Source organism: Janthinobacterium sp. 67, from assembly GCF_002797895.1.
Lineage (GTDB): Bacteria > Pseudomonadota > Gammaproteobacteria > Burkholderiales > Burkholderiaceae_D > Janthinobacterium.
This window is the reverse complement of the sequence record NZ_PGES01000001.1, coordinates 5489199-5515118: the sequence shown is the minus strand read 5'-3', so window position 1 is coordinate 5515118 and position 25920 is coordinate 5489199. Positions and strand designations below refer to the sequence as shown.

General features: G+C 64.7%; 26 protein-coding genes. 12 read left to right on the top strand and 14 right to left on the bottom strand.

The features are described from left to right. Positions 1-108: 108 nt before the first annotated feature. The gene (locus tag CLU90_RS24680; protein ID WP_092714855.1) at positions 109-771 is read right to left on the bottom strand and encodes a beta/gamma crystallin-related protein; all 663 of its coding nucleotides are present in this window, start codon (positions 769-771) and stop codon (positions 109-111) included. 189 nt (positions 772-960) lie between these two features. Here CLU90_RS24680 and CLU90_RS24675 point away from each other — a divergent pair, with 189 nt between their 5' ends. After that, on the top strand, positions 961-2355 hold the full coding sequence (locus CLU90_RS24675) for an MATE family efflux transporter (protein ID WP_092714853.1): 1395 nt from the start codon (positions 961-963) through the stop codon (positions 2353-2355). Positions 2356-2557: 202 nt separating this feature from the next. After that, the gene (locus CLU90_RS24670; protein ID WP_092714851.1) at positions 2558-4765 is read left to right on the top strand and encodes a S9 family peptidase; all 2208 of its coding nucleotides are present in this window, start codon (positions 2558-2560) and stop codon (positions 4763-4765) included. Between the two features lie 70 nt (positions 4766-4835). On the opposite strand, the gene CLU90_RS24665 is transcribed toward CLU90_RS24670, so the two are convergent. The 3 genes from CLU90_RS24665 to CLU90_RS24655 all read right to left on the bottom strand — a co-directional run bounded on the left by CLU90_RS24665 (position 4836) and on the right by CLU90_RS24655 (position 7987). Beyond that, positions 4836-5021, bottom strand: coding sequence for a CsbD family protein (locus tag CLU90_RS24665; protein ID WP_034759763.1), 186 nt, complete (start codon positions 5019-5021; stop codon positions 4836-4838). Between the two features lie 175 nt (positions 5022-5196). Beyond that, positions 5197-5841, bottom strand: a complete 645-nt coding sequence (locus tag CLU90_RS24660) for a class I SAM-dependent methyltransferase (protein ID WP_092715286.1) — start codon at positions 5839-5841, stop codon at positions 5197-5199. 70 nt (positions 5842-5911) lie between these two features. Continuing rightward, positions 5912-7987: a M13 family metallopeptidase gene (locus tag CLU90_RS24655; protein ID WP_100429557.1), complete on the bottom strand. Its 2076-nt coding sequence runs from the start codon at positions 7985-7987 to the stop codon at positions 5912-5914. Positions 7988-8125: 138 nt separating this feature from the next. Here CLU90_RS24655 and CLU90_RS24650 point away from each other — a divergent pair, with 138 nt between their 5' ends. Then, a complete protein-coding gene (locus tag CLU90_RS24650) occupies positions 8126-8953 on the top strand; it encodes an HDOD domain-containing protein (RefSeq protein ID WP_092715282.1) in 828 nt (275 codons plus the stop codon). Between the two features lie 222 nt (positions 8954-9175). Continuing rightward, on the top strand, positions 9176-9427 hold the full coding sequence (locus CLU90_RS24645; RefSeq protein WP_314607443.1) for a flagellar protein FliT: 252 nt from the start codon (positions 9176-9178) through the stop codon (positions 9425-9427). A gap of 415 nt (positions 9428-9842) precedes the next feature. Here the strand turns inward: CLU90_RS24645 and CLU90_RS24640 are convergent, their stop codons facing one another. Beyond that, complete coding sequence (locus CLU90_RS24640; RefSeq protein ID WP_100429076.1) at positions 9843-10976, bottom strand: type IV pilus assembly protein FimV; 1134 nt, start codon at positions 10974-10976, stop codon at positions 9843-9845. A gap of 172 nt (positions 10977-11148) precedes the next feature. Here CLU90_RS24640 and fumC point away from each other — a divergent pair, with 172 nt between their 5' ends. From fumC to CLU90_RS24625, 3 genes are all read left to right on the top strand, one after another. Next, on the top strand, positions 11149-12543 hold the full coding sequence (fumC, locus tag CLU90_RS24635; protein WP_100429075.1) for a class II fumarate hydratase: 1395 nt from the start codon (positions 11149-11151) through the stop codon (positions 12541-12543). Between the two features lie 94 nt (positions 12544-12637). Next, positions 12638-12859 (top strand): RNA-binding S4 domain-containing protein, encoded by a 222-nt coding sequence (locus CLU90_RS24630; RefSeq protein WP_035825476.1) that lies wholly within the window; start codon positions 12638-12640, stop codon positions 12857-12859. 105 nt (positions 12860-12964) lie between these two features. After that, positions 12965-13249, top strand: coding sequence for a hypothetical protein (locus tag CLU90_RS24625; RefSeq protein ID WP_092714842.1), 285 nt, complete (start codon positions 12965-12967; stop codon positions 13247-13249). 4 nt (positions 13250-13253) lie between these two features. On the opposite strand, the gene bufB is transcribed toward CLU90_RS24625, so the two are convergent. The 8 genes from bufB to CLU90_RS24585 all read right to left on the bottom strand — a co-directional run bounded on the left by bufB (position 13254) and on the right by CLU90_RS24585 (position 20768). Continuing rightward, the gene (bufB, locus tag CLU90_RS24620) at positions 13254-14876 is read right to left on the bottom strand and encodes an MNIO family bufferin maturase (protein ID WP_100429074.1); all 1623 of its coding nucleotides are present in this window, start codon (positions 14874-14876) and stop codon (positions 13254-13256) included. Positions 14877-14893: 17 nt separating this feature from the next. Then, positions 14894-15196, bottom strand: a complete 303-nt coding sequence (locus CLU90_RS24615) for a BufA1 family periplasmic bufferin-type metallophore (RefSeq protein WP_092714838.1) — start codon at positions 15194-15196, stop codon at positions 14894-14896. Between the two features lie 237 nt (positions 15197-15433). Next, on the bottom strand, positions 15434-15634 hold the full coding sequence (locus CLU90_RS24610; protein WP_034781856.1) for a YjfB family protein: 201 nt from the start codon (positions 15632-15634) through the stop codon (positions 15434-15436). A gap of 57 nt (positions 15635-15691) precedes the next feature. Beyond that, entirely contained in the window at positions 15692-16228 is a 537-nt protein-coding gene (gene mobB, locus CLU90_RS24605; RefSeq protein ID WP_092714836.1) for a molybdopterin-guanine dinucleotide biosynthesis protein B, read from the bottom strand. 95 nt (positions 16229-16323) lie between these two features. Further along, positions 16324-17784 (bottom strand): alkaline phosphatase family protein, encoded by a 1461-nt coding sequence (locus tag CLU90_RS24600; protein ID WP_092714834.1) that lies wholly within the window; start codon positions 17782-17784, stop codon positions 16324-16326. A gap of 100 nt (positions 17785-17884) precedes the next feature. Further along, positions 17885-18547 (bottom strand): general secretion pathway protein GspB, encoded by a 663-nt coding sequence (locus CLU90_RS30160; protein WP_092714831.1) that lies wholly within the window; start codon positions 18545-18547, stop codon positions 17885-17887. A 1-nt stretch (position 18548) separates the two neighbouring features. Beyond that, positions 18549-20192: an ExeA family protein gene (locus tag CLU90_RS24590; protein ID WP_092714829.1), complete on the bottom strand. Its 1644-nt coding sequence runs from the start codon at positions 20190-20192 to the stop codon at positions 18549-18551. A 51-nt stretch (positions 20193-20243) separates the two neighbouring features. Continuing rightward, on the bottom strand, positions 20244-20768 hold the full coding sequence (locus tag CLU90_RS24585; protein WP_092714827.1) for a hypothetical protein: 525 nt from the start codon (positions 20766-20768) through the stop codon (positions 20244-20246). 423 nt (positions 20769-21191) lie between these two features. Between CLU90_RS24585 and CLU90_RS24580 the strand changes: the two genes are divergently transcribed. Continuing rightward, a complete protein-coding gene (locus CLU90_RS24580; protein WP_139178316.1) occupies positions 21192-21470 on the top strand; it encodes a hypothetical protein in 279 nt (92 codons plus the stop codon). Positions 21471-21521: 51 nt separating this feature from the next. Here CLU90_RS24580 and CLU90_RS24575 read toward each other — a convergent pair whose 3' ends face one another. Then, a complete protein-coding gene (locus CLU90_RS24575; protein WP_092714822.1) occupies positions 21522-21809 on the bottom strand; it encodes a hypothetical protein in 288 nt (95 codons plus the stop codon). 336 nt (positions 21810-22145) lie between these two features. Between CLU90_RS24575 and CLU90_RS24570 the strand changes: the two genes are divergently transcribed. From CLU90_RS24570 to CLU90_RS24555, 4 genes are read left to right on the top strand one after another with little or no spacing between them, the layout of a single operon-like run. Continuing rightward, a complete protein-coding gene (locus tag CLU90_RS24570) occupies positions 22146-23018 on the top strand; it encodes a BadF/BadG/BcrA/BcrD ATPase family protein (RefSeq protein WP_100429073.1) in 873 nt (290 codons plus the stop codon). Between the two features lie 2 nt (positions 23019-23020). Then, a complete protein-coding gene (locus tag CLU90_RS24565) occupies positions 23021-23755 on the top strand; it encodes a GntR family transcriptional regulator (RefSeq protein WP_052140116.1) in 735 nt (244 codons plus the stop codon). Beyond that, complete coding sequence (gene nagA, locus CLU90_RS24560) at positions 23752-24864, top strand: N-acetylglucosamine-6-phosphate deacetylase (protein WP_092714818.1); 1113 nt, start codon at positions 23752-23754, stop codon at positions 24862-24864. Before CLU90_RS24565 ends, nagA begins: the two co-directional genes overlap by 4 nt. Beyond that, positions 24854-25867 (top strand): SIS domain-containing protein, encoded by a 1014-nt coding sequence (locus CLU90_RS24555; RefSeq protein ID WP_092714816.1) that lies wholly within the window; start codon positions 24854-24856, stop codon positions 25865-25867. Before nagA ends, CLU90_RS24555 begins: the two co-directional genes overlap by 11 nt. The last annotated feature ends 53 nt before the right edge of the window (positions 25868-25920 follow it).

The window sequence follows — 25920 nt, the reverse complement described above, 5'->3', positions numbered from 1 at the left end:
AAAAACGGTGTAACAAAGTATGGGAAAGGCACAATAAATTGTTACCAAAAGCAATAACCGGCCCTGCGGGAGCCGGTTATTGGCATTTGAGGTACTCGCTGACCCGTATCAGCGCACTTCGCGCACCGACGAGATGCGGTTGCTCATGCGCTCGAGGCTTGCGTACTCGCCCGGTTGCAGGGTGCGGCAGCGACCGCGAAAGCCCACGTCCTCGCACACTTCCCAGTAGCCGGTGCGCACGCGCACGCTTTGCGCCGTGTCGTTGAAATCGCGCTCGCGCAAGTCGGCCGCGCCATTGCGCACGGTCAGGCTGCGGCCGGCGAAGTCGTCGCGCGTGTACAGGGTCAGCTCGCCGCCCATGGCGCGGCCAGGCAGATGCCCGCGCTCATGCTCATGCTCATGTTCGCGGTCACGCTCCCAGTCGCGGTCGCGTCCCGGATGCCTGCCATCCCAGCCGCCGCGCACTTCGCGCAGCGAGCTGATTTTGTTGGCGCGGCCATCGAGCGACGGATATTCTCCCGCAGAGAGCAGGAAGCAGGCGCCGCGGAACTCCGCTTCCTCGCACGCCTCCCAGCGACCCGAGCGCACGCGGATGCTTTGCGTCGTGTCGTTGAAATTGACGTCTTCGAGGTCGGCGACCGTATCGCGCACGGTGTGCGAGCGGCCGTGATAATCGTCGCGCGAATACAGGGTCAGTTCGCCGGCGCCGGCCAGTTCGGCCGTCATGGCGGCGCCCAGCAACAGGGCGCAGTTCAAGGCTTTCTTCAACATGGTCTTACTCCATAGTCAGGGTACTGCGGTTGACTATTTGGTCATTTTGCCAAATAGAGCGCGCAGTCTATCCGCGACCGGCCCACTTAGCTGTAACAAATGATTACCGTGTCCGGACGCCCTGGGCGCCACGGCGGACAAGCACGGCGAATGCCGGTAGAATCTTGTGTTTAGACAAGCTTGCCGCCCATGCCACACACTACCTCGTTCACCCTGCCCGCCATCCGCACTGAAGTCGCGTCGCTGTGGAAGCTGGCCTGGCCCATCCTGATCGGCCAGCTGGCCACCGTCGGCATGGGCGCGGCCGACGTGGCCATGACGGGCCATACGAACCCCGAGGAACTGGCGGCCGTGTCGCTGGGCGCGGCCATCTGGTCCATCGTGCTCGTCACCGTGAGCGGCATCATGATGGCGATCAATACCCTGGTGGCGCATGAAATCGGCGCCGCGCGCCACGACAAGGTACCGCACATCGTGCGCCAGTCGCTGTGGAAGGCGCTGCTCGTGGGCCTCGTGGCCTGTCTGCTGACGAACATGGCGGCGCTCGTGTTCGATCACCTGATGCTGGAACCGGCGGTGGCCGCCAAGGCCAAGCTGTTCGTGCACATCATCAGCTGCGCGCTGCCGCCGTTCGCCGCCTACCGCGCGCTGTACGGCTACAGCACCAGCATCAACCAGACCAAGCCCGTGATGGTGATCGCGCTGGCCGCGCTGGCGCTGAACATTTTCGTCAATTACCTGCTGATCTACGGCCACTGGGGCATGCCGAAACTGGGCGGCGTGGGCTGCGCCGTGGCCACCACCTGCTGCGTGTGGATGATGCTGCTGGCCATGCTGGCCTGGATCAGGATCGCGCCCGCCTACCACGCCACGTATCCGTTCACGCACTGGGAATGGCCGCAGCTGTCGTCCATCGGCCCCATGCTGCGCCTGGGCCTGCCCATCGGCGTCACCTATTTTGCCGAAGTGAGCGCCTTTGGCGTCATCAGCCTGCTGGTCGCCCGCTTCGGCGTGATCCAGGTATCGGCGCACCAGATCGCGCTGAATTTCTCGTCCGTCGTCTTCATGGTGCCGCTCACGTTCGGCATCGCGCTCGTCACGCGCGTGGGCCACGCCGTGGGCGAAGCCAATTTGCGCCGCGCCCGCTTCATTTCGTGGGTGGGCGTGGCCATGTCGCTGACGGCGGCCATCGTCTCGGCCGCCGTCATCACCATCTTCCGCCACCAGATCGCGCAAGCCTACACGTCCGACCCGCAGGTGCAGGCGCTGTGCGCGCAGCTGCTGCTGTTCGCCGCCCTGTTCCAGCTGTCCGACGCGACGCAGGTGGCGACGTCCTGCGCCATCCGCGGCTACAAGGTGACGCGCCAGCCGATGCTGATCCAGCTGCTGGCCTTCTGGGGCTTCTCGCTGCCGATCGGCTATGTGCTGGGCCTCGCGCCGCAAGGCTTCATCTGGTCGCCGGCCGAGCCGATGGCCGCCGCCGGTTTCTGGATCGGCCTGGTGACGGGTTTGACGGTGGCCGCCGTGCTGCTGACCTGGTATTTGAACCGACTGTCGCTGCAGCGCCTGCGCGAGGCCCGTTGAAGGAGCAGTCGGCGCGCAATGAATGCGCGCCGACTGCCCACATCACCATATAAAACATTGCTTTCTTCGCCATTACGCCGAAGTAAAGCAGGTAATCGACGGCTTATTCCGTGGCCTGCCCTATCGCATTAAACGCCGTGCTCTGGTATCGTTTGCCGTCAAGCATCAGCTTGGCCATTCTTTTACAATCACCGAGACATCCATGCGTTTTATTCTTTGTTTTCTGGCCGCGATGGCCAGCGTTCCCGCATCGGCTGAAAAGCTGACCCTGGAACGCATCCACGCCGATCCGGCGCTGGCCGGCCCCGGCGTGCGCAACCTGAAGGTCTCGCCCGATGGCGAGAGAGTCACGTTCCTGCGCGGCCGCGCCGACAACCAGTTCCAGCTCGACCTGTGGGAATTCAAGCTGAAGGACAAGAGCACGCACCGCCTGGTCGACTCGAAGGCGCTGGTGCCGAATGAAACGATTTCGCCCGAAGAGCAGGCGCGCCGCGAACGCGAGCGCACGGCCAGCCTGAACGGCATTCTCAGCTACAGCTGGTCGCCCGATGGCAAGCAGCTGCTGGTACCGCTGGCCGGCAATCTGTACCTGGTCGACGCGGCCCGTCCGGACAAGGCGCGCCTGGTCGCCAAGGGCAATGTGCTCGACCCGAAAATCTCGCCGAAAGGCCGCTACATGTCCTTCGTGCGCGATCAGAACATCTATGTGATCGACTTGAAGTCGGGCCAGGAACGCCAGCTGACGACCGATGGCAAAGGTGCCATCCACAATGGCGAAGCCGAATTCGTGGCGCAGGAAGAAATGGGCCAGCGCACCGGCTACTACTGGGCCCCGGACGATTCCGCCATCGCCTACAAGCGCTATGACGAAGCGCCCGTGCCCGTCGTGCGCCGCTTCGAAATCTTTGCCGACCGCACGGACGTCGTCGAGCAGCGCTACCCTGCCGCCGGCGACCCGAACGTGCTGGTGCAGCTGCTGATCGTCTCGCCGGAAACGGGCGCGCAGCGCCAGGTGGACCTGGGCACGAACCCGGACATCTACCTGGTGCGCGCCGACTGGAGCGCGGACAGCAAGTCGCTCGTGTACCAGCGCCAGTCGCGCGACCAGAAGACCCTCGACCTGGTCGCCGTCGACGCAAGCACGCTGGCGCAACGCACCTTGCTGACGGAAACGTCAAAGACCTGGGTCAGCATCCATGACGACCTGCGCTTCCTGTCCAACGGCACCTTCCTGTGGTCGTCCGAGCGCACGGGCCGCAATCACCTGTATTTGTACGACATGGGCGGCAAGCTGCTGCACCCGGTCACTTCCGGCGAGTGGGGCATCGACGGCGTGCTGGCCGTGAACCAGAAAACCGGCAAAGTGTTCGTCGCGTCGAACCGCGACGCCGTCATCGACAAGCAGACCTACGCACTGGCGCTCGATGGCAGCACGGCCGACAAGCCGCAGCGCGTGACGAAAGCCGATGGCTGGCACGACACGACGTTCTCGCGCAATGGCGAAGTCTTCGTCGACACCTATTCCGACCCGGCCACGCCGCCGCAAGTGAGCATCCGCCGCCCGGACGGCGCCATGGTGGGCTGGCTGGAAGAAAACGCGCTGAACGCGAGCCACCCGTATTTCAAGTACAAGGCGGACCACCTGCCGACCGAGTACGGCACCCTGAAGGCCAACGATGGCCAGACCTTGCACTACTCGCTGGTGAAACCGTCGAACTTCGACGCGGGCAAACGCTACCCCGTCTACCTGTCGACGTATGGCGGCCCGCACTCGCAGCACGTGGCGCGCCGCTGGGGCAACAATTTCGACCAGTACATGGCGCAGCAGGGCTTCGTCGTCTTCCGCCTCGATAACCGCGGTTCGTCGCGCCGCGAGCGCGCGTTCACGGACGCCATCTACCACAACCTGGGCGCGGCCGAAGTGGCCGACCAGCTGGTCGGCATAGCCTGGCTGGGCCAGCAAAGCTTCGTCGATGCCAAGCGCATCGGCGTGTTCGGCTGGAGCTACGGCGGCTTCATGACCCTGCGCTTGCTGTCGGCAGCCTCCGACAAGATCGCCATGGGCGTCTCGGTCGCACCCGTCACCGACTGGTCGCTGTACGACACCCACTACACGGAACAATTCCTCGGCATGCCGAAGGAAAACGTGGACGGCTACAAGGCCAGCACCGTGTTCGCCCACCTGGACGGCTTGAAGTCGCCGCTGCTGCTGGTGCACGGCATGGCAGACGATAACGTCTTGTTCAGCAACAGCACGCGCTTGATCGACGCGCTGGTGAACCGCGGCGTGCAATTCGACCTGATGACGTACCCGGGCGCCAAGCACGGCATCTCGTCGCGCGCAGGCCAGCGCCACGTGTACAGGAAAATCGAAATGTTCTTCAAGCAGAACCTGGGCGTCGCGAAGTAAAGCGCGCCCGCAAATGAAAACCGCCGCCTGTCTTGCGACAGGCGGCGGTTTTTTTTATGCGTGCGTCAGATTACGGCTTGCGCGTGACGGTTTCCACCGCGTCTTTCACATCGCCCACTTTCTTTTGCACTTTGCCTTCGACCTGGTTTGCCAGGCCCTTGGCTTGCTGTTCTTCGCTGCCGACGACTTTGCCAGCGGCTTCCTGGATTTTACCGCCGACTTCCTTCAGTTTACCTTCGACTTGATCTTTGTTCATGATAAATCCTCACTGTAGTTGGTACATCTGTTGTCCTGCCCCGAAGGGCCGGTACTGCGGCTCACACGCCGTTGCAAACTGCTTGCTGCGTGTCGATGTGTCCATACTACGCTTGAGGTTGCAAAAACTATGTACGGTCCCTAACACATGCCAAAAATCAGCTAATTACGCGAAATCAGCCCGCTTTGCGCCATACCGTCGCCAGCCACGGCTGCTGCTCGCGCGGCAGGCCGGACGGACGGTAATACTGCTCGACCAGGCTGAAACCGGCCGCCTGCACGTACGCGGCCCATGTCGCTTCGTCGTGGTAGCTGCCGTAGCGCGCGCCGTTCCAGCCTTCCTGGTTGTGTCCGCGCGGGTTCGAGCTGAACAGCACGCCGCCCTCCTTCAGGCACGCGTACAAGGCGCGCAGCACGCCGGGCAGGACGGCGCTGGGCACGTGGAACAGCACGGCATTGGCGAACACGCCGTCGAAGTGCGCGGCTGGCAAGTCGAGGTCGACGAAATCCTGCTGCCACACGGTGCAGCCGCTGTAGGCGCGCGCCATCTCGACGAAGCGGGCGCTGCCATCGACGCCGGTGGCGTGGTGACCCATGGCCGTGAACGCTTTCAGGTCGCGGCCGGGGCCGCAACCGAGGTCGAGGATCGCCAAAGGCGCCGGCTTGCCGATGGCATTCAGCAGCGCGCTGATGTTCTGGCTGACGTCGTGGTCGCGCGTGCCTTCGAAAAACTGCTCGGCGCTGGCGTCGTAATGGGCCAGGGTGCGCCCGGTGATGGCGTGGATGGGGTCTTGCGGGTCTTGCGGTGGGGTCGGCTTCATGGCGGTCCTGTCGATATGTTCCGCCATTTTACGGTGCCGGCGCGCTGCGTGCCGGCACCGTCCACATCTGCTACCAGACGCGCACGCGCTGTTCCGGCGCCAGGTACAGCTGCTGCCCCGGCTTGACGTCGAAGGCCGGGTACCAGGCGTCGAGGTTGCGCACGGTGGCGGCGCGGTATTGCGCCGGCGCGTGGCCATCCGTGAGGATTTGCTGGCGCGCCGCCGCTTCGCGCGCCTTGCTGCGCCAGCTGACGCCGTAGCCGATGAAGAAATCACGGTCCGCGCCCGGCTGCGCCGGCTTGCCCTGCTGCGACAGGGTGAACGCGTCATGCGCGGCCGCCACGCCGGCCAGGTCGGCCAGGTTTTCGCTCAGGGTCAGCTGGCCATTCACGGCCAGGTCGGGGAACGGCTTGTAGGCCGCGAACTGCGCCACCAATTGCTTCGAGGCTGCCTGGAAATGCGCCAGGTCGGCCGGCGTCCACCAGTCGCGCAGCTTGCCCTGGGCGTCGAACTGGGCGCCCTGGTCGTCAAAACTGTGGCTGATCTCGTGGCCGATGGTGGCGCCGATGCCGCCATAGTTGGCCGCGTCGGACGCTGTCGGATCGAAGAACGGCGGCTGCAGGATGGCGGCCGGGAAATTCAGCGCATTTTGCAGCGGCAGGTTGACGGCATTGACCAGCTGCGCCGGCATGGCCCAGGCCTTGCGGTCGGGAGACTGGCCCAGCTTGGCCAGTTCCTGCCGGTAATGGAACTGTTCCGCCCGCTGCACATTGCCCAGCGCATCGCCGCGCACGACGCGCAAGCCCGCATAATTTTCCCAGCGCTCCGGATAGCCGACGCCCACGTACAGGGTCTTGAGTTTTTCCTGCGCCTGCGCCTTGGTAGCCGGCGCCATCCAGTCCAGCTTGTCGATGCGGCGCGAGAAGGCGGCGACGATATTCGTCACCATGTCTTGCACGCGCGCTTTCGATTCAGGCGGGAAATAGCGCTCCACATACAGCTTGCCGACGGCGTCGCTCAAGGCCGCATTCGTCGCGGCCAGCGCGCGCTTGCTGCGCAGCGACTGCTGCGGCGTGCCGCTCAGGGCGCTGCCATAGAAGGCAAAGCGCTGGTCGGCGGCCGCCTTCGGCAAGGTCGTGCTGAAATGGTTGATCGCGTGGAAGGCCAGGAAATCCTTCCACGTGGCCAGCGGCACGCTACCTACCAGGGCCGCGCTGCCCGTCATGGCCGTCGGATGCCAGACGATGAAATCCGCCTGCTTGCCGAGGCCGGCCGACTGGAAGAAGGTTTTCCAGTCCAGGCCGGGCGCCTTGCTGGCGAAGTCGGCGGCGCGCCACGCATTATTGCCCTTGGCGACATCGGCCGAATCCTCGCGGCTGGCGTGGCTGGCGGCAATTTGCTGCTCGAGCGCAAACACGCGCGCGGCGCGGGCCGGCGCATCGCTGTAGCCTGCCTGCTTGAGCATGGCGGCGATATGCGCCTGGTAGCCCGCGCGCAAGCTCTGCATGCGGGCGCTGTCGCTCTGGTAAAAGGCGCGGTCGGGCAAGCCCAGTCCGCCCTGCAGCAGATAAGCCACATTGCGCGTGGTGTCGTTCAAGTCTTGCGCCACCCACAGGCCGAACAGATTTTCCGTATAAAAATTGGTGGCATTGAGCGGATCGACATCGGCGCGCAGACTTTCGCCCAGCGCGCGGGCCAGTCCCGCCTGGTCGCGTATGCCATCGATCTTCTTCAGCAGCGGCTTGATCGGCGCCCAGCCTTTCGCTTCGATAGCCGATTCATCCATCCAGGAACGGTAAAAATCGCTGACCTGGCGCGCGGAGGCATCGGCCTGCGGCGCCGCCGCCAGGCCTTCGACGAGGGCAATGATGCGCTCGTTGGTGGCGTTGGCGAGGATGGCAAACGAGCCCCAACTGCTGCGGTCGGCGGGAATCTCCGTATTGCGCAGCCAGTCGCCATTCACATAATCGTAGAAATCGTCGCCGGGCAAGACCGTGGCGGCAGCGGGGACAGCAGGCACCGCGGCGGCCGCCGCTTGCTGGCCATGCGCCTGGACCGGCAAACCGATCAGCGAGACGCCGGCCAGGGCGAGGACGATGGCAGCCTGGACTGGCGTCCGGGCCCAGGAAAAACACAAACCGTGCATGGCGATCCTTTCGATGGAATAGTCAAAATCATAGCCTGTTTCCCATGAAAAGAGCATCCCGCAATTTTTTTGCATGCGCATAAAAAATCGGCATATAGTTTCACGACCCCATGCCGCGCGAACGCCAAGGAGATTGCCATGCAACTGGAAGCGCTGTTCCAGCAACCCCACGCCCTGCCTGCCGCCCCGAAGATCGTCGATGAACTGGTGCGCAGTTTCGACAACCCCGCCAGCTCCACCGAAGACATCGCGCGCCAGCTGGGAGCGGACCCGGCCTTGAGCGCCAAGCTGCTGCGCTTGGCAAACTCGGCGTATTACCACGTCTCGCGCAGCATCGGCACGGTGGAAGACGCCGTGCTGATGCTCGGCTTTGTAACCGTGCGCACGCTCGTCATCAGTTCGGGCCTGGTCAGCGGCTACAAGACCGTGCCCGGGCTGAACCTGCCCCAGTTCTGGCGCTACAGCCTGCACAGCGCCGTGTCGGCCCGCTGGATCGCCAGACAGACGGGCGACAACCAGGACCTGGCGTTCACGGTCGGCATGATGCATGCGATCGGTCAACTGGTGATCCATGCCGCCATGCCCGAGCAAGCCATGCAGCTCGACAAGATCGCCCCGCCGCTCGACGCGCGCCGGCTCGACGCCGAGCGGGTGTCGCTGGGCTATGACTATGCGCAGGTGGGCGCCGAACTGGCGCGCCGCTGGAAGTTCCCCGCCGCCTTTGCCGACGCCATCGCCGCCTTTCCCGATCCGCTGGCCAAGACACCGTTGAATCGCCTGGCCGCCATCATCCACCTGGCCGCCTGGCGCGCCCGCATCGAGGAGAACGCACTGAGCAATGAAGAAATCATCGCCTGCTACCCCGGCGACGTGGCCGAAGCGCTCGGTTTGCCGCCCTCGGTACTGATCGACAAGATGCCGCCGCCGGCCGAACTGAGCGCGGGACTGGAAGAACTCGTCAAATAAGTCCGCCGCTGCCGGAATTCTCCCCCTGCATCCATGCGGCTTGGCGGGCGATTCCGGCAGCAGGCAGGCAATCATCTAAATTATTTTCATTTTTTTTCAAAAACACCCTCAAGTTCCTGCTGGACCTGCCGTTAATCTTGACAAGCGGTAATCCATTCACTAGTTACGGGTGTGCTCATGACCTCCAACGACGTTCTTTCGATGTACGAAAATATTGCAGGAATGACCAATAAAATGGTCGTGGCCGCACGTTCGAGCGACTGGGATGGCCTGGATACCCTGGAAAACCAGTGCGCCAGCGCCGCCAGCGCGACCATGACGGGCAAGGCCCCTGCCCTGGCCGGCGCCTCGCGCCTGCGCAAGATTGACTTGCTCAAGCAAATCCTGGCCAATGACCGCGAAATCCGCGCCATCACGGAACCGTGGATGACGCAGCTGCCGAACGCCATGCAAGGTGCGCGCGCACGCATGTGAAACTTGCCGCGCCAGAAAACACAAAAGCACCCGAGGGTGCTTTTTTTACATCTGCCGCCTTCGCAGCGAGCGCGCCATCTGCGGCGCCCGGGAAGCAAGGAGGGGAATGTGGAAGGCGAGCCCCAGGTATCTCCTGGCGTCGCCTCGCTGCCGGTTGCATCCGGCGTTCGCGAGCACATCGTTGGCATCGCGAACCGCTTCCAGACCCAGGCGTTTATGCAACGCTACACCTGTTTGCCGCGCCACACTATCGTTGGTGGCTGCGCCAGGCTGGGGCTGTTTTGTCGTAGAGCAAGTCCACTGAATTCATCATATCACCATCTTTAAAAAAAAGGCAACGCGATTGGCCGGCGTTTTCCTGTATTTTTTCAATATCTTTTTTTACATCAAATTTCGGCCTGGATTTGCCACCTCGTCAACGCGAGAACGGCTCAGGCTCCGCTTCGGCCACCGCGCCCTCTTCCACGGCTTCCGTCAGCACGGGCACATCTTTTTTCTTGCGGCCAAACGGCTTGCGCAGCAGAACCCAGTATTTCGACGGTGCGCGCGGCCCCGTCGCCTGCCTGCGCTTGCGCACCACATACACGATGAGGGCAGTCAGCAGCAGGAAGACCAGGGTGCCGAGACCGAGCCACAGCATGCCGTTGCCGCCCCCCTTCTTTTCCTTGTCGGCGGCGGGCGCCGCGTGCAGCGGCTTGGGCTTGGCATGGGGCGCCCGCGCCTGCGCCTCGGCGGGCGCGGCGACTGGCGCTACAGCGACGGCGGCGGCAGGCAGCGCCAGCGCCTTTTGCAAAGCGCCGAGCTTGCCTTCCAGTTCGCCAAGCCTGGCATTGAGGGCCGTGTTTTTCTCATCGAGCGCCACACATGCTTGCGCCTGCTCCATATCGGCTTGCGGCGCGCAAGCGGCCACGGGCGCCGTGGCGCGGCGCGGCGGACGCGGCGCGGGAGCCATCTGCATGGGCATGGCGGGCGGCGGCACGAACACGCGCGGCGGACGCACCAGGCCCTCGGCACGGGCGCGGGCCGCCAGCGCGGCGGCGTCGGGCGATGGCGCGACGGGTACGGCGCGTGGCAACGGCACAGGCGTGGAGACAGGCGCGGGCGCGGGAACGGCGGGCCGGAGTGGCGCACTGACGGCAGCGGGCGGCGCCGGTGTCAGCCACAAGGTAGCCAGGCGCACGACGGCGCCATTGCCATTGCCCAGCAATAAATACAAATGCACATGCCCCGCCTGGATGGCCTGCCGGGTGCTCACGCGCACATAGTGGCGTCCCCCACGCTCCAGCGGGCTGATCGTCAAGGTTTGCAGGGCCGGGTCCATGCCGATGCCGCCGCCCCGGTACACATCGGACGAGGCCAGGCGCACGGCCACCCCGCTGGCTTCGTCGGGCGCCAGGGCCGTCAATTCGATTTCGGCCAGCAGGGGCTGGCCCACGTGCGACAGCACCGCCATCTCGCCCAGTTCGGCCGCGCCCGCCACAGACGGCAAAGCCAGGCTGGCGGCGGCGCACGCGATCAGGGACCAACGGGAAAAGATGCTGCTCTGCATGGACTGATCGCTTTGATAACAAGATAAATAAGGGGAACTCGCCTGTCTTTAACGGCAGGAAATCGCAAAAATATAGATGGGTCATGGCAAAAATGATGCAATACAGCATCGTCCTGTGCCTTTTTGGCGCCTGGAGTACACTCGATCCACCTCTATCGATGAAAGGGATGCCATGAGTAGCAGAATCGAACGCGACAGTTTCGGCCCGATCGACGTGCCCGCCGACCGGCTGTGGGGAGCGCAAACGCAGCGCTCGCTCGAGCACTTCCATATCTCCACGGAAAAGATGCCGCCCGAACTGATCGCCGCCCTGGCCACCGTCAAGCGCGCGGCCGCCCACGTCAACCTGGACTTGGGCTTATTGGATGGCAAGAAAGCCGTTGCCATCACGCAGGCTGCCGACGAAGTGCTGGCAGGCAAGCACGACGCGGAATTCCCGCTGGCCGTCTGGCAGACGGGCTCGGGTACTCAAAGCAATATGAACATGAACGAAGTGCTGGCCAACCGCGGCTCCGAGCTGATCGGTGGCTTGCGGGGCGCCGAGCGCCTGCTGCACCCGAACGACGACGTCAACCTGGGCCAGTCCTCGAACGACATCTTTCCCACCGCAATCCACGTGGCGGCCGCCCTGGCCGTCGCCAACACGGTCTTGCCGCCGCTGCGCCAGCTGCGCGCCACCCTGGACGCCAAGGCCACGGAATTTGCCGACATCGTCAAGATCGGCCGCACCCATTTGCAGGATGCGACGCCGCTGACCCTGGGCCAGGAATTTTCCGGCTACGTGGCGCAGCTGGACTTTGCCGAGCACATCATCACGGCATCGTTGCCGCCGCTGCTGCAGCTGGCCGCCGGCGGCACGGCCGTTGGCACGGGCTTGAATGCCCACGTGAAATTTGCCGGCCGCATCGCGGCAGAACTGGCGCGCCTGACGGGCCAGCCGTTTGAGTCGGCCAGCAACAAGTTTGCCGCCCTGGCCGCCCACGACGCCCTCGTCGCGGCCCATGGCGCGCTGAAAACACTGGCCACGGCCCTGATGAAAATCGCCAACGACGTGCGCTGGATGGCGTCCGGCCCCCGCTCCGGCCTCGGCGAAATCACAATCCCTGAAAACGAGCCGGGCAGCTCCATCATGCCGGGCAAGGTCAATCCTACCCAGTGCGAAGCGCTGACCATGCTGTGCTGCCAGGTGTTCGGCAACGACGTGGCCATCACGGTGGGCGGCGCCTCGGGCAATTTCGAGCTGAACGTCTTCAAGCCCCTGATTGCACACAACTTCCTGCAAAGCGCGCGCCTGCTGGGCGACGGCATGCGCAGCTTCGACGAGCATTGTGCGCACGGCATCGCGCCGAACCGCGCGCGCATCGCCGAACTGATGGAGCGTTCCCTGATGCTGGTCACGGCGCTGGCGCCGCACATCGGCTATGACAAGGCGGCACAAATCGCCAAACAGGCCCAGCACGAAGGCACAACCCTGAAGGAAGCGGCGCTGACCCTGGGCTTTGTGACGGAAGAGCAATTCAGTGCGTGGATCGTGCCGCTGGAGATGACGCGGCCCAACAAAAGCTGACTTCCCCCTGCATTGCTGGCGGCTTCAGGTAAACTACGAGTTAGTTGAGGTCGTCATCAAGTGTTGAAAACACATCATTGCAATAAGGGATACAATGCAAAAAGTAAGCTTTGATTTAACATCCGAGTTCGTCGAGCTGAACCAGCTGTTGAAGCTGGTCGGCCTGTGCGACAGCGGTGGCGCAGGCAAGGTCATGGTCGATAGCGGCGTGGTGAAGGTCGATGGCAAGAAGGAATTGCGCAAGACCGCCAAGATCCGCGCAGGCCAGGTCGTCAGCGTGGGCGATATCCGTATCACGGTCGTCGCTCCCGTGTGATGTCGGCATGGGGCGCTAAAGCAGCCCCATGCCAGCCGGGTGCCTGGATCAAGCTGCAACACGTCGTTATTGCCAGATGAATATCGATTGCAGAAGGGAAGCACCATGGAACATCCCGCACAAGGTACGCGCAGCCAGGAGCGCCTGATCGGCGACTTGCGCCAGGTCATAGAAAACGCGGAAGAATTACTGCGCAACACAGACAAATATACCAGCAGCCTGTACCAGAGCGCGCGCGCCCGGCTGGAACTGGCCCTCGTCGCGGCCACGGCCGAACTGGCCCGCTTTGAAGAAGAGCAAGTGACGCGCATGATGGACGCCACCCTGGCGGCGAATGCCCTGTACCGCGATCAGACGGGCGAAGCGCGCCTGCTGCGGGCCTTCGAATAAACCGTTACGCCGTCAACACCGCGTGCGCCAGCCACTGGCGCAAGTGTGCGGCCAAATCGAACGCCGGGTCCAGCTCGAACGCCGCATCGAGTGCGGCGCCAAACGTCTGCCCCTGCCGCAAGGCCAGCAAGGCTGCATGCGCAGCCGCATCCACTACCAGCACCTGCGCCTTCCAGCGCGGTCGGCATACGAGCGCGCAACTGGCCACCTGCATATCCTGCGGAAACATCCCCTGCCCTTCACCATCCTGATGCGCCTGCCACAGGACCGCCACTTGCCAGTTGGAGGCCAGCAAGGCGCAAGCGGGATGCAAGCTAAACCGCCGCGCTTCCAGTTGGTCGGGATGCATGGCGGCCAGCGACTCGGGCGCCATGCCTTGCGCATCGGCCGCGTAATGGGCCAGGTGCACGGCCCATTCCAGGCGCGCCATGTCGGGCAGATAGGGCAAGTCAGCCACAGGCGGAAAAACAGCGAGAAAATCGGCGAAACGCTCGCCAAACTGGTTCAAATCGGCGTTATCTGACGGATACTGCCGACCATACGCGCGCGCCAGGCCGCCAAAGAATTCCTCGCCCACCAGCGCCAGCACGACGGGGTAGGCATGGCCCAGGGTGCGGCGCCACGTGGCGCTCAAGTTGCCGCGGTACAGTGAAAAACGCTCCAATACCGCCGCTCCCGCGAACGATGGCAGGGCAGCCGCGGTATCGAGCAAGGCCGTGGCAAACGCTTGCTGGCCGGCTACCAGCGCGTCAAGCGGCGCGGGCGTTGGCGTCGATGGCAGCGCCTCTCCCTGCCAGGGCGTTTGCGGCGCAAGGCGCGCCAGCATGGCCTGCGCCTTGTGCGCCTCGCCCAGCAGGATATCGAGCGGCGGCAAATCCGTATCCCATTCGACGAGGGTGGGCACGGCGCCAAAACGCCGCAAGGCGGCCGCATACAAGTCCCAGACGGGCTCGACAACGGTAGCGCCATGGTGGTCGATCACGGCGTGCGGCGTCAGCAAGTGGCCGCCCAGATGCAGCTCGCCCACGCTGCCCGGCGCGATGGACTGCATGGCAAGCATGGCGTCTTCGCCGTGGTTGCACTGGTTCACGTACAGATTATTGATATCGAGCAGCAAGCCGCAGCCGCTGCGGCGCGCCAGCTCCGCCAGGAATTGTGCTTCGCTCATGGCATCGTCGGCAAAACGCAGGTAAGTGGAAACATTCTCCAGCAAGATCGGTCTTTTCAGCACATCCTGCACCCGCCCCACTCTGGCGCATAGCAAATCGAGGGCGGCGCCGTTCAAGGCCAGCGGCAACAGATCGTTGAGTTGCCGCTGCGCCACGGCGCCCCAGCTCAAGTGTTCCGACACGAGGACCGGTTCGATGCGCTCGACCACGGCGCGCACGCGCTGCAGGTGCGCTTCGGAAAAACCGCGCGCGGAACCCAGGCCCAGGCCCACGCCATGCAGACTGATCGGGTATTCCTCGCGCAGGGTCTGCAGCACGTGATGATCCCAGCCCGAGGGCTGCAGATAATTTTCAGTGTGCACTTCCAGCCAGCCCACCCTGGGCCGGCGCGCCAGGAAGTCGCGGTAATGCGCGGCGCGCAAGCCGACGCCGGCAAGCGCCTGGATGGGCGGCGGCATGGGCAGGCGGCGGACGCTTAGGGCTGGGTAGCCGGTTTTGCAGCCTTGCCGGCCTTGATGGGTTTGACGGAGCCGCCCGCCTGTTCGCACGTGCCCTTGGCAACATAGGACCATTCCGTGGGCAGATTGTCCGCCTCCGCCTGGCCCGCGCAGGAATGCGCGCCGTCGGACGAGGCGCAATCGTTCTGCCCCGCCTTGGCCACGCCATAGCATTTTTCCTTGTCGCCAGGGGCGGGACCATCGTGCGCGGCCGCGTTGACGGAAGTGCCGGCGCAGAGACCCGCGAGGGCGGCGGCGATGAGAGCTTGACGTTTATTCATGGAATTCCTCTTGCATGGGTCAAAGTAATCGATAAGTGGGCACGCCCCGGGCTGCACCATGAGCAACACGAGGCGATGGACGTCATTCTACTGAATCGGCCGTGCCATGGCGAACCAGGCTCAATTACTTCATTTCACAGGGACAGGAAGGCAGACAAAAACGCCCACGCGCCACCGTCGATGACGGTAGTGTGGGCGTAAATATAGCGGGCGCCAGGCTGGCGCCGCGGACCGCGCTCAGGCAGTCGTGTTGATGCGGTTACCGAGGTGAGCCGGCAGGCTAGGCGCCGACTGTACCGGCGGCAATGCTGCCAGCAAGGCCGTGGCAGTCGAGCTCTGGATATCCTGGGCTTTTTTCAGGACAGTCAAGCCGACGGCTTGCCGCGTGCCTGTCTCCGCCATCGTGGTTGACAGTTGAGCAATGCTTCCGACGTCCATACATTTCTCCAATGAGGTTCTACCCTTGTTAACGGATGTCGCCGGCAAACCTTTAGCTTATTTTTCCAGCTTATTTTCCAACTGCAGCAGCAGCCAGGCCAGCACGTGCTCGCGCGCATTCAAGTCCAGCCATTGCACGCCCTCGCGCAAATCGGCCGGCGCCGGGCTGTCGGAGGCCACGGCGATCACGTGCGGGTCGTGCGGATACAAAGGCGATTGCCCCACTTCCGGGCGGAACACTTCCAGCTTGGGGATGGGGTCCGTCTTGAAACCCTCGACCAGGGTCAGGTCTGCCGGCCCCATGCGGGCCAATTGCTGTGCAAGACTGGGCTCGGGCGCGCCGCGCAGCTCATGCACGATGGCAAAACGGTACGGCGACGCCACCAGCACTTCCGCCGCCCCGGCCAGGCGCAGGCGGGCGCTATCCTTTTGCGGCGGCTCCAGCGCCAGGTCATGGTGGCTGTGCTTGACCAGGTTGACGCGCAAGCCGCGCGCCGCCATTTCCTTCACCACAAATTCCAGCAGGGTCGTCTTGCCGCTACCGGAACGGCCGATCACACCGAGTACCGGGTGTGCGGGCATCGCATCGTGCATGGTCACTCCTTGATTGAGAAGGAATGATTATACGCAGCGCCACGGGCGCGGCCATCCGGCACAGGCGTCGCGCATTGCCCAAGTTAACACCGAGGTCAAGCAACTCCCGGTTTTCCGCCATTCTTCGCGCCGGCGGGCACGTGACGCCGGCGCCTGCCCGCCGGCTTCGGCGCTGCCGCGCCCGCCGTTTTACTCGCTGTTTTACCACTCATCGCCTGCGCATTCCTGGCCTTGCGCGCCAATTGCCGGTGGGCAGCGATCGCGCCCGCCTCGGCATCGGACTGGATCGGTACGCCGGCAACGGTACCCAGTTCGCCATCAGGCAGGCTGGCCGGCGCCAGCGTGGCGAAGTCCCGCGCCCGCACATCCGCGTCCCATGCGGCGCGCTGCGCCAGCACGGCGGCAGGCACGGCGGGCGCCGCGCGCGGTTGCGCCAGGGTCAGCACGGCGCCCAGGCCGCTGGCGGCCGCCACGCGCGCGCCCATCTGGGGCAAGCCGCCATCGGCGGCGCGGCAAAAGCGCTGCAGGATGGTTTTGATGATCGACGTGTGGTCGACCACCTCGTGGCTGACGCTGCCGGGCGCAATCAGCGGCGACACGAGCAGCATGGGCACGCGCACGCCGTACTGGCGAAACGCGGGATCGTCGTCAATGGCAGGGCCAGGCGGCACATGGTCGAAAAAGCCGCCGTGCTCGTCATAGCTGAGGATGAGCAAGGTGCGCGCCCAGGCGGGGCCGCGCGACAAAGCCTGGTAGACCTGCGCCACCAGCGCCTGGCCGGCGCGGATATCGGCCGGCGGGTGGTCGTCATTGTCAAAAAAATGCGGATCGATCCAGCTGACCGAGGGCAAGGTGCCCGCCAGCGCATCGCCGATGAAGCCATAGCGGCGCGCGCTGGAACCGAACGGTTCGTACCACTCGGACGAGCGGTAATGGTCGTCCGTCAGGGCCAGGCTCCAGGGCTTCCAGGCGGAATAAAATTTCCAGCTGACCTGGGCCCGCTCGAGGTGGCGCACGAACGATTTGTTCGTGTACAGGGGCACGCGCTTGCTGTCGTGGCTGCCGGCCGCCTTGCCGCTGACCGCATACAGGCGGTTGGGCCAGGTGGCGCCCGGCACGGAACTGTAGCAGCGGTCGCAGACACAAAATTGCTGCGCCAGGAAATCGTACATGGGCAAGTCGGCTGCATTGTAATAACCCATCACCAGATCGATGTCGGGGTCGCCCGGATGCGTTTGCGCATAGTCGTCGACAAAGCCGCCATTATTATTCTGCAATTGCTGCGCCACCGACATGCCCGTATGCGACGGATCTTGCTGCGGGCCGAAGGCCGTGCGCCGCAAATGGTGCACGGGGTAGGACACCCCCGCATGCACGTTGGCATGGCCGGCCTGCAAGCCGTCGATGTCGGCGCGCCCGCCTTCCAGGCTCAGGTAGCCGAGCATGTGATCGAACGATCGGTTTTCCATCATCAGCACGACGATATGGTCGATGCGCGCCAGATTACCCAGGCCATGCGCGTCAAGAACACCCTCACCAGCTGCGGCAGCAATCATCTGACCTCCCCGGCCGCGCACACGGGCGCAGCGACCCTGGTTCGACCAGGCCAGGCCAGTATGGTTCAGCTATGGCGGCCCGGCCTTGATGCACAACAACTCAGTATGGCACGCGGTAGCGGTAGCCCTTGAAACTGAAGATGGCCGCCTTCGGCTGCAATTTTTCCAGCACCAGACCGGGCGCCAGTTCCTCGCCTTCGTGGCGCAGGACCTTATCGACCAGCAACAGGCGGTCGGCCGGATTCTTCGAATAGATATAGCCGCCGATGGCGACCGGAGGGATTTGCCGCTGTATCGGCTCGGGCAGGTCGCGCATGCCGGGCACGGCCTCTTCGGCGGCAGGCGCAGGTACGGGCACGGCCGGCGTAGGAGCGGGGGATGGCGACTCCTGCTTCGGTTCCGCCACGGGCCGGGCATGGTGCACGGGCGCGGCGGTGGCTGCTGGCGGCACCGTCACAGCCACCGGCACAGGCGCCGGGACGACGGATGGGACGACTGCCGGCACCGGCGCGGGCACGGCCTGGGCCAAGACGGCAGGAGCGGCCGCAGGTGCAGCCGTGCCCGCCTGCCAAGGCTGCCAGAACAGCAGGGCGGCAGCCACGGCCACCGTCACGCCGCCCAACGCCAGCCAGACGGGCGCGCGCCGCGCCGCGCCGGACGCGGCGCCATCGTGCAGCTGCACTTGCGGTGCGTGGATTGACGGCAACTCGCCCAGCTGGCGCTCGGCTTGCGATTTTTTCAGTGCTTCAAGTATGTAGGACATCTTATTTCCCCGCCACCATCGCCGTCGCAGCGGGCGCTGCCACGGCAGGAGCTGCGCTGCTCAGGCGCGGCTCCGCATTGTCACCCAGCTGCATCAGGCGTATGAACGTTTTCGGGCCGGCCAGGCCATCGGCCCGCAAGTTCTGGCGCTGCTGGAAAGCACGCAGCAGGCCTTGCATCTCGGCATCGAGCGGCAGATTGGCGGCCGGTGCCGGCAAGCCCTGCTGTTGCGCCAGGCGCTGCGCCAGCCAGTCCACGTCGACGCCGCGGGCGCCCAGCGGCACTTCGTCGCGCCAGCTGCGCGGAGCGCGCCAGAAGGTCGTGAAACTGCCATCGCTGCGCTGCGCCAGCTGGGCCAGCTGGGCCAGCGGCAAGCTTTGCTGCTTGCCGTCGAGCATCAAGGTGGCGCTCTCGTCCTGCAGGCGCGTCAGCAGCGCCAGCTGTTCCATCCCCTGTGCATCGCGCAAGGCCAGCATGGCGGGACGGTCCAGCACGCGCAGCTCGGCGATGCCGCCCCGGCTGTGCAGGCAGCGCAGGCCGGCGCGGGCGCCCGCCTGGCAAGCATCGCCGGCCGGCAACTGCTCGCCCCACAGGGCGGCCAGCTGGCGCAGCACGGCGTTGCGGTCCGGCACCTTGGCGGGTGCAGGTGCCGATGCGGCGGCAGCCGCCACGGCGGACGCGGCAGGCACAGAGGCGGCCACGGCAGGAGCCGCAGGCACAGCGGATGGGCGCGGCATGAAATGCCAGGCCAGCGCGGCCGTGACCACGGCGCCGGCCAAGACCCCGCCCGCCACATGGGGCCAGCGCAAGCCCCGTCCAGTAGCCGGCTTGCCCTCTTCCGCAAACACTTCCTCGGCGGCGCGGCGCAAGATCTGGCGCGTCACCTGCGGCTGGTTTTCCACGTAGGCGCCCAGCAGCGCGCGGTCGCACAGCAGATTGATGCGGCGCGGCACTCCCTTGCTCAAGGCGTGGATTTGCGCCATCAAACGGGGGGCAAACGGCGTCTGCGCCGTACTGCCCGCCACAGCCAGGCGGTGGCGGACATAGCTGGCCGTTTCGTCCGCCGTCAGCGACCCCAGGTGATAGCGGGCGATCACGCGCTGCGCCAGCTGCTCCAGTTCCGGCCGGGCCAGCATGGCGCGCAATTCCGGCTGGCCGATGAGGATGATCTGCAGCAGCTTGCGCTCGCTCGTCTCCAGGTTCGTCAGCAAGCGCAACTGTTCCAGCACGGCGGCAGACAGGTTTTGCGCTTCGTCGATGATCAGCACATTGTTCTTGCCCTGCGCATGGCTGGCCAGCAAGTGCGTATTGATGGCGTCGACATAGCCTTTCACGCTGGCCACGCCAGGCGCCGGGGCGATGCGGAATTCCTCGCAGATCGACAGCAGCAGTTCCTCGACGGACAATTTCGGATTGAAGATATACGCGAGCTGGCAGTTTTCCGGAATCTGCTCCATGAAGCAGCGGCACACGGTGGTCTTGCCGGCGCCGATTTCGCCCGTCAGCAGCACGAAGCCGCCGCCGCTGCCCACGCCATACAGCAGGTGCGCCAGCGCTTCGCGGTGGCGTTCGCTCATGAACAGGTAGCGCGGATCGGGGGCGATCGAAAACGGCGATTGCTTGAGCTGGAAATAATGCGTGTACATGGAGACCCTGCGGATGAAACGATCAAAATGCGCGGCGGCAAGCCGATACCCTCATCGGGTGCGGGCGGGCGGCAACGGCTTGTATTTGGCGCAATAGACTTTTGCCTTGCTGCGGAAGTAGACGATTTTACTGCCAGGCACGGAACCACGGACGGGAAAGGCGGAATTGTCGAGTTTATTGAAACGCAGACCCGAGGCGCCGCGGATGGCCGGCTCCAGTTTTTCCGGCGTCGAGTCCGCCACCACGCCCATGAACACGAGGGGGCTGGTGTCGTCGCTGACGATCACGTCGGTAATCGGCGCGCCCCACAAGGTCGCGTCCGTGCGGAACCAGTAGGCGCCCCCTTCATGCTTGTAGGCGGGGCCGAAGGCCGTCAGCAGATAGGCATAAAAAGCCTTGTTGTCGATCTGGTCGATGCACAGCACGGCATTGCCCACCACTTGCCCGAACGTGGATGGCGGCGGCTTCTGCTGCGCCAGCACGCCGGACACGGGCACGCCGCAGGCCAGCAGGGCGAACACCGCCAGCCGGGCCGGCGCACGCCACGGGCGCATCAATGAACGGCGCACGCGCATGATCAGCGCTTGCGCTCTTCTTTCTTGACCTTCTTGGCTTCCTTCTTTTCCTTCATGGTCTTGGCCGGTTCCTTCTTGGCTTCCTTCTTGCTGTCCTGTGCCTTGCTCATCATCTACTCCATGCCTGGGCGGAAATGCCTGAGCCATTATGACACTCCCCCATGAAAATGCCACATCATTTCCCCTATGCAATTGATCCCGCCCGGCAAGCACAGGCAGCGCATGCGTTTATTTGAAAAAAGACGTTTGCATTTTTATTCTATTGTGTTTTAATACACGGACTTTATAAATAGATATCATTTTGGTGCGGCGTGACCAGCACGGAAACAAGCATACAAACTGGGGACAGGACATGGCCGGCATGCGGCGGACCATGGCAAATCGACTTGCAGCCCTCGGCGGAAATAGACGGAAACAGACAATATGATGAGAACAATGATCTTGCTGGGCGCGGCCCTGTCGCTCTGGGCCGCTGGCAACACCTATGCGGCGGATACACAGCCGATGCAGGCGGCCACCTACCGGGCGGCGCCCGTCACCCTGGCCATGCAGCTGGCCAGCCTCCAGTCGCAGGACGCCAGCCTGCGCGCCCCGGCCCAGCATGAACCGGGCGCGCATTCACTGCTGCTGGTCACCATCGTGCTGCTGAGCCTGCGCATGCGCGCCAGCGCCACCACCAACAGCGAAAAATTCAGCACCTGACGTGAAAACGGCCGCGCAAGGCGGCCGCTCCAGTCACGCGTCAGCGCACATTCAGTGCAGGCACAGACGGCGGCGCGTCTTTTCGATCAGCGCCGTATCGTAGGGATACAGGTTCTCTATAAAGAACAGTTCCGTTTCCGCCTCGTCTTCCAGGCACATCTCGATCATGACGGGGCCATCGCTTTCGCGGCCCAGGAAATCCTTCGGCCAGCGGTTCTTGCGGTGCGTGCGCATCATTTCCATGCCCAGCGCGGCCAGCGGCGCCGACACACCGGCGGCCAGCGCCTCCTGCTGCCAGTCGTCCCAGTACTCGCTCTTTGCTGCCTTGTCGTTCATCATGCTCTTCCAACTCAGGTGTAAAAGGCGGACTTTACTCTTCATGGCGTCCCTTGCCAAGCAATACTATGGCGCGCGGCGCAGACCAGTGGCGAAAAATTGGCATTAAACAAGGCCAATTTCAATACCATTCACCATCCGCAAAAACTCCTTTATTAACAAACACTTGCAATATGCCTCTCGGGCTCGGCGCAACACCGCGCCATGCATTTTTTAATACCACTTAAATACCTGTTGACAAGCCCTCGGGGCGACAATATAGTGCCTTCAGCTTTTTCGCCGCCCGACAAATAAAAGAACCGAGACAGGCGCACTCAACCAAACGCGGGACTGCACAACATGATCGAATACATAATCGGCGTCGACGGCGGGGGAAGCGGTACCCGCGTACGCCTGGCGCGCCTGGACGGCCAGGAACTGGCGCAGGGACAAAGCGGCCCATCGGGCCTGGGACTGGGCATCGAACGGGCGTGGACCTCCGTCGCGCACGCCGTCACCCTGGCCTTCCGCGCGGCCGGCCTGGAACAGCCGTCGCTGCAGCGCATGGCCATCGGCCTGGGCCTGGCCGGCGTGCACAACAAGCAGTGGGCCGCCAGCTTCGTCGAACACAATCCCGGCTATGCCCATGTGGCGCTGGAATCGGATGCCCTGACCACCCTGCTGGGCGCGCATGCGGGCCAGCCGGGCGCCATCGTTGCCATCGGCACGGGCAGCGTGGGCGAAGTGCTGCACGCGGACGGCAGCCGCCACGAAGTGGGCGGCTGGGGCTTCCCATCCGGCGACGAGGCCGGCGGCGCCTGGATCGGCATGCGCGCCATCAACCACGCGCAGCAAGTGGTCGACGGCCGCGTGCCCGGCAGCGCCTTCGCCACGGCCATCATCGATGCCTGCGGCGGCCAGCGCGACGCCATGCAAGTGTGGCTGGCCGCGGCCAGCCAGACCAATTTCGCGCAACTGGCGCGCCTGGTGCTCGAACACGCGGCCAGCAATGCCGTGGCGTACACCATCCTGGTCGACGCGGGCCGGCAGATCGCGCTGATCGCCAGGGCGCTCGACCCGGCCGGCGCCTTGCCCGTGGCCCTCTGCGGCGGCCTGGCGGCGCCCTTGTCGGGCTACCTGCCGGCGGAACTGTTGCAACTGGTCGTGCCGGCACAGGGCGACTCGGCCGCAGGCGGTCTGCGCCTGATCCGCAAGCACTTGCAGGAGCAATGACCATGCTGGCCAAACTGTCCGCCTTCAAACCCAATCCGGCCAGCGACACGCCGCTCTACATGCAGTTGGCGAACATGCTGTCGGACGGCATCGCCAGCGGCGACTGGCGCGCCAACCAGGCCTTGCCCTCCGAGCGCGTACTGTCGGACATCCTGGAAATTTCGCGCGTCACGGCGCGCAAGGCCATCGACATGCTGTGCGACCGGGGCATGCTGACGCGCAAGCGCGGCTCGGGCACCTACATCACGCCCAAGCTGGAACAGCCGCTGTCGCGCCTGACGAGCTTTTCGGAAGAATTGCGCCAGCGCGGTTTCACGGCCGGCTCGCGCTGGCTGCAGCGCGACATCGGCTCGGCCGCGCCGCTGGAACTGCTGTCGCTGGGCCTGTCGCCGCACATGCCGGTGGCGCGCCTGCGCCGCCTGCGCACGGCCGATGAAGTGGTGATGGCGATCGAAACGACCACCATCCCCGCGCTGTACATGCCGGACCCGCAGCAGGTGACCGATTCGCTGTACGGCTACCTGGAGTCGCGCGGCACCATCCCGATGCGCGCGCTGCAGCATATCCGCGCCGTCAACGCCACGGCGGAACAGGCCAAGCTGGCCAACATCAAGACGGGTGAAGCCATGCTGCACATCACCCGTGTCAGTTATCTCGACAACGGCGCAGCGGTGGAACTGACCCACTCGTATTGCCGCAGTGATTATTATGAATTCGTAGCGGAGTCGCGCAGATGAGCAGCACTATCAAAGGCAATATCCTTACCCCCGGCGGCTGGATCCACGGCGCCATCGCCTTCGGCGAGCGCGTCGACAGCATCACGGGCGATTCCCTTCACCCGTCGAACAACAGCGACGACTATATTCTGCCCGGCTTCATCGACCTGCACGTGCACGGCGGCGCCGGCAAGGACATCATGGAAGGCGGCGACGCCGTCTATGCCATCGCGGCCATCCATGCGCGCCACGGCACGACCAGCCTGCTGGCCACCACCATGACGGCGCCGCCGGAAGACATCGACATGGCCTTGACGGCCATCGGCATCGCCGCCAACCACCGCCGCCCGAACACGGCGCGCGTGCTGGGCGCCCACCTGGAAGGCCCGTACATCAATTCCGGCAAGCTCGGGGCGCAGCCGAACTTCGCGCGCGCCGCCACGCTGGCTGAAATCGAACGCCTGCAAACACTGGCCAAGCTGCGCGTCATCACCGTGGCGCCGGAAATCGCCGGCCACCTGGACCTGGTGCGGGCGCTGGCCGACGCCGGCGTGCGCGTGCAGATCGGCCACACGCTCGGCTCCTACGAAGACGGCGTGGCCGCGCTGGAGCACGGCGCCATGGGTTTCACGCATCTGTTCAACGCCATGAGCGGCCTGCACCACCGCGAGCCGGGCATGGTCGGCGCCGCCCTGGCGCACGCCGAATATGCGGAGCTGATTCCCGACCTGCTGCACGTGCACCCGGGCGCCATCAAGGTGGCCCTGCGCGCCATCCCGCGCCTGTACTGCGTTACCGATTCGACGGCCGCCACCGGCATGCCGGACGGCGAATACATGCTGGGCCGCCACGCCGTGCAGAAATGCATGGGCGGCGTGCGCCTGCCCGACGGCACGCTGGCGGGCAGCACCCTGACCCTGGACCAGGCGCTGCGCAACCTGGTGGGACTGGGACTGGACCTGGCCGACGCGTCCAAGCGCGTGTCAACCAACGCCGCCGATTACCTGGGCCTGGAAGAACGCGGCCGGCTGGCCCCCGGCACTTACGCCGATCTGGTGGTACTCGATCGCGATCTCAAACTCAAAGCTGTGTATATAGAAGGAGAAATCTGTGACCTCAATGATGCTTAAAGAAGCCATTTCCGCCGCCGAATGCGTCGCCCTGCAACTGGCCAGCGACACGGAACGCTACGCGGAACTGGGCCGCAAATTGAGGAGCACCTCATTCTCGACCGCGCTGACCATCGCGCGCGGCAGCTCCGACCACGCCTGCAACTACGTCGCCTACCTGATCATGGCGCGCCTGGGCCGTGTCGTGGCATCGCTGCCGATGTCGCTGGTGACCCTGAACAAATCGCCGCTGGTGACGCGCGACACCCTGGCCATCTCGATCTCGCAATCGGGCCAGAGCCCGGACGTGGTCGAGCCGATCCGCTATTTCCGCGACGGCGGCGCCACCACCGTGGCCCTCGTCAACGACATCGATTCGCCGCTGGCGCACGCCGCCGAGTGGGCCATGCCCCTGCGCGCCGGCAAGGAGCAAAGCGTCGCCGCCACCAAAAGTTTTATTACCAGCCTGGTCGCCGGTGCGCGCATGGTGGCACAGTGGCAGAACGACCCCGAGCTGCTGGGCGGCCTGGAAGCGCTGCCGGAGGCGCTGCTTGAAGCGACCCGCGTCGACTGGTCGCCGGCCATCGACGTGCTGGCCCCGGCCCGCAACATCATGGTCGTCGGACGCGGCATCAGCTTCCCCGTGGCGCTGGAATCGGCCCTGAAATTCAAGGAAACGTCGGCCCTGCAGGCGGAGGCGTTCAGCGGCGCCGAAATCAAGCACGGCCCGATGGCCCTGATCGAAGAAGGCTACCCGCTGCTGATTTTCGCCACCCGCGGGCCGACCCAGGCCGGCCTGCTGCAACTGGCCAGCGAAATGCGCGGCCGCGGCGCCAAGGTCTTGCTGGCGGCGCCCGCCGACGTGGCCGAGCGCGACCTGACCCTGCCCGTGGCGGCCACGCCGGACCTCGATCCGATCGTCGCCATCCAGTCCTTCTACGTGATGGCGGCAAAACTGTCGGCCGCGCGCGGCATGGACCCGGATGCGCCGCGTCACTTGAGCAAGGTCACCAAGACCAATTAAGCACTACCCGGCAGCTGCGCCCCCCCACATGGGGCGCGGCTGCCGGCAGCAGC

Bases quoted from the DNA above. Each gene is read 5' to 3' on its own strand.
- CLU90_RS24680 (WP_092714855.1), bottom strand. From the start codon at position 771: ATGTTGAAGAAAGCCTTGAACTGCGCCCTGTTGCTGGGCGCCGCCATG.
- CLU90_RS24675 (WP_092714853.1), top strand. From the start codon at position 961: ATGCCACACACTACCTCGTTCACCCTGCCCGCCATCCGCACTGAAGTC.
- CLU90_RS24670 (WP_092714851.1), top strand. From the start codon at position 2,558: ATGCGTTTTATTCTTTGTTTTCTGGCCGCGATGGCCAGCGTTCCCGCA.
- CLU90_RS24665 (WP_034759763.1), bottom strand. From the start codon at position 5,021: ATGAACAAAGATCAAGTCGAAGGTAAACTGAAGGAAGTCGGCGGTAAA.
- CLU90_RS24660 (WP_092715286.1), bottom strand. From the start codon at position 5,841: ATGAAGCCGACCCCACCGCAAGACCCGCAAGACCCCATCCACGCCATC.
- CLU90_RS24655 (WP_100429557.1), bottom strand. From the start codon at position 7,987: ATGCACGGTTTGTGTTTTTCCTGGGCCCGGACGCCAGTCCAGGCTGCC.
- CLU90_RS24650 (WP_092715282.1), top strand. From the start codon at position 8,126: ATGCAACTGGAAGCGCTGTTCCAGCAACCCCACGCCCTGCCTGCCGCC.
- CLU90_RS24645 (WP_314607443.1), top strand. From the start codon at position 9,176: ATGACCAATAAAATGGTCGTGGCCGCACGTTCGAGCGACTGGGATGGC.
- CLU90_RS24640 (WP_100429076.1), bottom strand. From the start codon at position 10,976: ATGCAGAGCAGCATCTTTTCCCGTTGGTCCCTGATCGCGTGCGCCGCC.
- fumC (WP_100429075.1), top strand. From the start codon at position 11,149: ATGAGTAGCAGAATCGAACGCGACAGTTTCGGCCCGATCGACGTGCCC.
- CLU90_RS24630 (WP_035825476.1), top strand. From the start codon at position 12,638: ATGCAAAAAGTAAGCTTTGATTTAACATCCGAGTTCGTCGAGCTGAAC.
- CLU90_RS24625 (WP_092714842.1), top strand. From the start codon at position 12,965: ATGGAACATCCCGCACAAGGTACGCGCAGCCAGGAGCGCCTGATCGGC.
- bufB (WP_100429074.1), bottom strand. From the start codon at position 14,876: ATGCCGCCGCCCATCCAGGCGCTTGCCGGCGTCGGCTTGCGCGCCGCG.
- CLU90_RS24615 (WP_092714838.1), bottom strand. From the start codon at position 15,196: ATGAATAAACGTCAAGCTCTCATCGCCGCCGCCCTCGCGGGTCTCTGC.
- CLU90_RS24610 (WP_034781856.1), bottom strand. From the start codon at position 15,634: ATGGACGTCGGAAGCATTGCTCAACTGTCAACCACGATGGCGGAGACA.
- mobB (WP_092714836.1), bottom strand. From the start codon at position 16,228: ATGCACGATGCGATGCCCGCACACCCGGTACTCGGTGTGATCGGCCGT.
- CLU90_RS24600 (WP_092714834.1), bottom strand. From the start codon at position 17,784: ATGATTGCTGCCGCAGCTGGTGAGGGTGTTCTTGACGCGCATGGCCTG.
- CLU90_RS30160 (WP_092714831.1), bottom strand. From the start codon at position 18,547: ATGTCCTACATACTTGAAGCACTGAAAAAATCGCAAGCCGAGCGCCAG.
- CLU90_RS24590 (WP_092714829.1), bottom strand. From the start codon at position 20,192: ATGTACACGCATTATTTCCAGCTCAAGCAATCGCCGTTTTCGATCGCC.
- CLU90_RS24585 (WP_092714827.1), bottom strand. From the start codon at position 20,768: ATGCGCGTGCGCCGTTCATTGATGCGCCCGTGGCGTGCGCCGGCCCGG.
- CLU90_RS24580 (WP_139178316.1), top strand. From the start codon at position 21,192: ATGATGAGAACAATGATCTTGCTGGGCGCGGCCCTGTCGCTCTGGGCC.
- CLU90_RS24575 (WP_092714822.1), bottom strand. From the start codon at position 21,809: ATGATGAACGACAAGGCAGCAAAGAGCGAGTACTGGGACGACTGGCAG.
- CLU90_RS24570 (WP_100429073.1), top strand. From the start codon at position 22,146: ATGATCGAATACATAATCGGCGTCGACGGCGGGGGAAGCGGTACCCGC.
- CLU90_RS24565 (WP_052140116.1), top strand. From the start codon at position 23,021: ATGCTGGCCAAACTGTCCGCCTTCAAACCCAATCCGGCCAGCGACACG.
- nagA (WP_092714818.1), top strand. From the start codon at position 23,752: ATGAGCAGCACTATCAAAGGCAATATCCTTACCCCCGGCGGCTGGATC.
- CLU90_RS24555 (WP_092714816.1), top strand. From the start codon at position 24,854: ATGATGCTTAAAGAAGCCATTTCCGCCGCCGAATGCGTCGCCCTGCAA.